Source organism: Brachyspira catarrhinii (genome assembly GCF_005518285.1).
Taxonomy (GTDB): Bacteria; Spirochaetota; Brachyspiria; order Brachyspirales; family Brachyspiraceae; genus Brachyspira; species Brachyspira catarrhinii.
Window position 1 is genome coordinate 1 of the sequence record NZ_SJDU01000270.1, and the last position, 3,183, is coordinate 3,183.

At 30.9% G+C, this 3,183-nt stretch carries 3 protein-coding genes; 1 reads left to right on the plus strand and 2 read right to left on the minus strand.

Going from position 1 to position 3,183, the window contains the following annotated elements; translation table 11 throughout:
* Nucleotides 1-148: 148 nt before the first annotated feature.
* Complete coding sequence (locus EZH24_RS09175; protein ID WP_137998860.1) at nucleotides 149-2,446, plus strand: DUF3536 domain-containing protein; 2,298 nt, start codon at nucleotides 149-151, stop codon at nucleotides 2,444-2,446.
* Between the two features lie 19 nt (nucleotides 2,447-2,465).
* Here the strand turns inward: EZH24_RS09175 and EZH24_RS09180 are convergent, their stop codons facing one another.
* Nucleotides 2,466-2,918 carry a hypothetical protein gene (locus EZH24_RS09180; RefSeq protein WP_137998861.1) on the minus strand — a complete coding sequence of 151 codons (453 nt, stop codon included), beginning with the start codon at nucleotides 2,916-2,918 and terminating at the stop codon, nucleotides 2,466-2,468.
* A partial coding sequence (locus EZH24_RS09185; protein WP_161976130.1) for a SoxR reducing system RseC family protein occupies nucleotides 2,915-3,183 on the minus strand: 269 nt, incomplete at its 5' end. The genes EZH24_RS09180 and EZH24_RS09185, both read right to left, overlap by 4 nt.

Here is a 3,183-nt window from a genome sequence, read left to right on the forward strand (position 1 = left end):
TTATTATATAATTAATAATATATAAATTATCAATACAAAAGTAGAATTAAAAAAATATATAATATTTGAAAAAATAAGTCAATAATATGGCGCAATAAAATATAAAAATAGTTCTTGCAATTAAATAATTTTATATTATAATGAACTTATGAGATACTTAATATTACATGGACATTTTTATCAACCGCCGAGAGAAAACCCATTTTTGGGGGAGATTCCAAAAGAAGCGAGCGCGTCTCCTTCGCATGATTGGAACGAGAGAATAACTAAAGAATGCTATAGCCCGAACGCGTATTCGAGAATACTCGATTTGGGCGGAAAAATAGCCGATATGTCGAATAATTATCAATACATGAGTTTTAATTTCGGTCCCACTCTTATAGATTATATTGCAAAAACGAGAGGCGATTTGCTTGAAAGAATAGTCGAGGCGGACAGAAAAAGCATTGAAAGATTGGGCTTTGGAAACGCTATAGCCCAAGTTTATAATCATATTATTTTGCCTTTGGCTAAAAAAGAAGATATGAGAGTGGAAATAAAATGGGGCTTGTATAATTTTGAAAAATATTTTAAAAGAAAATCAAACGGAATGTGGCTTTCGGAAACTGCGATTAATTTGGACACGGTTGACGCTTTATTCGATTGCGGAGTCAAATTTACCATATTGTCTCCTTATCAAGCGCATTATGTAAAAAATTCTACTCTACTTGATGTTTCGGGAGGGCAAATCGACACTTCAAAACCTTATTGGTTATACGGACATGAAGGTAAAAAAATAGCGGTATTTTTCTACGACCCTTATATTTCAAACGATATAGCTTTTCAGCATTTATTGAGGTCCGCCGATAAATTCGCTGAAAGAATAAGAAACGCTTACGGAAATAGAAATTTGGTAAATATAGCGACAGACGGAGAGAGCTATGGACATCATGAAGCTTTTGCCGATATGTGCCTTTCATGGTATTTTAAAGAAAATATTCATCATGACGGCATTATTCCTACAAATTACGAGCATTATTTGAATATGTTCCCGCCAACCGAAGAGGTTATATTGCATGAAGGCGAGGGCGGACGCGGAACTTCATGGAGTTGTTCGCATGGAGTGGAAAGATGGAGAAGTGCCTGCGGATGCGGAGGATGGGACGGATGCGATTTATCTTGGCGAACTCCGTTAAGAGAGGCTTTCGATATATTGAGAAATATGCAAGATAAATTATTCAGCACTTTTTTGGATTTCACAAACGATACGAGAAACTCTTTGAGAGAAGAATATGTTCGAGCCATTTATAACGATTCGGACGCTAAAGATTTGTATGAAATTTGCTCCAAATTTATATCTTTTAAAGAATTCGTATTTTTGATGGAATCTTATAAATATTCGCTTTTCGCTTACACTTCATGCGGATGGTTTTTTGAAGATGTTTCGAGATTAGAGCCAGTTAAAAATATGCAATATGCCGAACAGTCTTTTCATTACGCGAGAATGTTGGTTAAAGGCAAGAACGCGAATTTTGTCGAGGAAGCTCATAAAGAATTTTTGGAAACTTTGGAAAAATCAATAAGCAATAAACCCGAACATCGCACGGCAAGATATTTTTACGAGAAGGAAGAAAAAGAAGACATTTTTTATAAATTATATATTATCAATCATTTTATTTTTAATTTAATCGCTTCGGATTATAAAGAAGATAATATAAATATTTTTAAACATATTATAAGAGCGACAAAAAAAGAAAAAAATTATATCGAAGGAATATTGATAGACAATATTGACTCGGATATATATTTTAAGGCGAAAACTATCGAAGAGAATTACGAATTAAAAAATCAAATTCAAATCTCTCAAAATTATGACGAGCTTAATAATTCGGAAATTCATACTCTCTCTTTGAAAGATTTAACATCCGATGTGAGAGATAAATTTGCAAACGACATATTTAAAAAAGATATTGAAAAATTGAATAAACTAATGCATGAGGTTTATCCCGAATATAGAAAATTATTCGATTATTTTAATTCTAACGGCATAACTCCAGATTACGATTACAGAAGACTTATGGGAGCGATGGTTTCCCCTATTTTAAGAGAAAAAATCCTTGAAAAAGGAAAGGACGCCTACGAAGAAGTTTCAAACGGACTTAAAAACGCGAGAAACGCTGGAATGTTCGTTTCAAACAGCGGTATATCGAGTTTGATTGGCGATAAAATTGAAAAAGCGCTAAACGAATTATACGAAACGGGAAATGCAAAAATATTATTCGAACTTCTAAGCGATATAAAATTTTTATCAAATAACGATATGCCGATAGACAGAAACACTTACGAAAATATTTTTTATAAGATTCTAACGAAATATAAAAGCGGAGATATTCAATTCGGCGAAGAAGAAAAAAAATTATTTATAGAATTGGGATATTGGCTCAATTTTAGTATGCATGATATTTAATTATTATTCGTATTATTTTTTAATTATTGTTTTTTAACAAAAGACTTCCGTTTATAAGACTTATGACAACTTCAAAAGAATCGTTTTCGCCACAATTAACATTTACTTTTAATATTTTTCCGCTTTCAGAGGAATTTTTTGCAAGCTCGACTTTTCCGTTTTTCTTTCCAAAATTATCGTTGGTTATTATATAATAGCCTTCGTTTTTCCATAAATAGTTCGCGTATTTTACGGCGTTTGTAATAGAATCTGGAACTTTATTGAAAGTTAAGATTTTTATTTTGGCGTCTTCGAGAGTTTCGATTTTTGGAATAATTTTAAGTCCGTTTACTTTATTAACCGAAGATAACGCATCGTTTCCTATATTATAAAAAGATTCCAAATCTTTTTTTGTTTTTATAGAAACGAAAAAATATGTCGTTAAAGAAGCGATTATAATAGTAAATACGGTGATTATTATTCTGTTTTTCATTTATTAAAATCGTCTATATTTTCGTTTTTACAAATTATATTGGCTATTATTTTATTATTCTTTTTTAATTTCAGAATTCCAAAAATTATATAAATAAAAAATAAAACAAAAGAAAAAATCGGTCCCAAATTTTCTACAGATATTAATTTTGAAAAATAATCTCCGATAACATATCCGACTATAAGACAAATTAACGGAAGTATGTAAACAAAAAAATTTATTCCTCTTTTCAATTCTTCAACTTCTATAATGACATTGTCTCCTT

Excerpts from the sequence above, each read along its gene's own strand:
- EZH24_RS09175 (WP_137998860.1), top strand. The coding sequence starts at position 149 with ATGAGATACTTAATATTACATGGACATTTTTATCAACCGCCGAGAGAA.
- EZH24_RS09180 (WP_137998861.1), bottom strand. The coding sequence starts at position 2,918 with ATGAAAAACAGAATAATAATCACCGTATTTACTATTATAATCGCTTCT.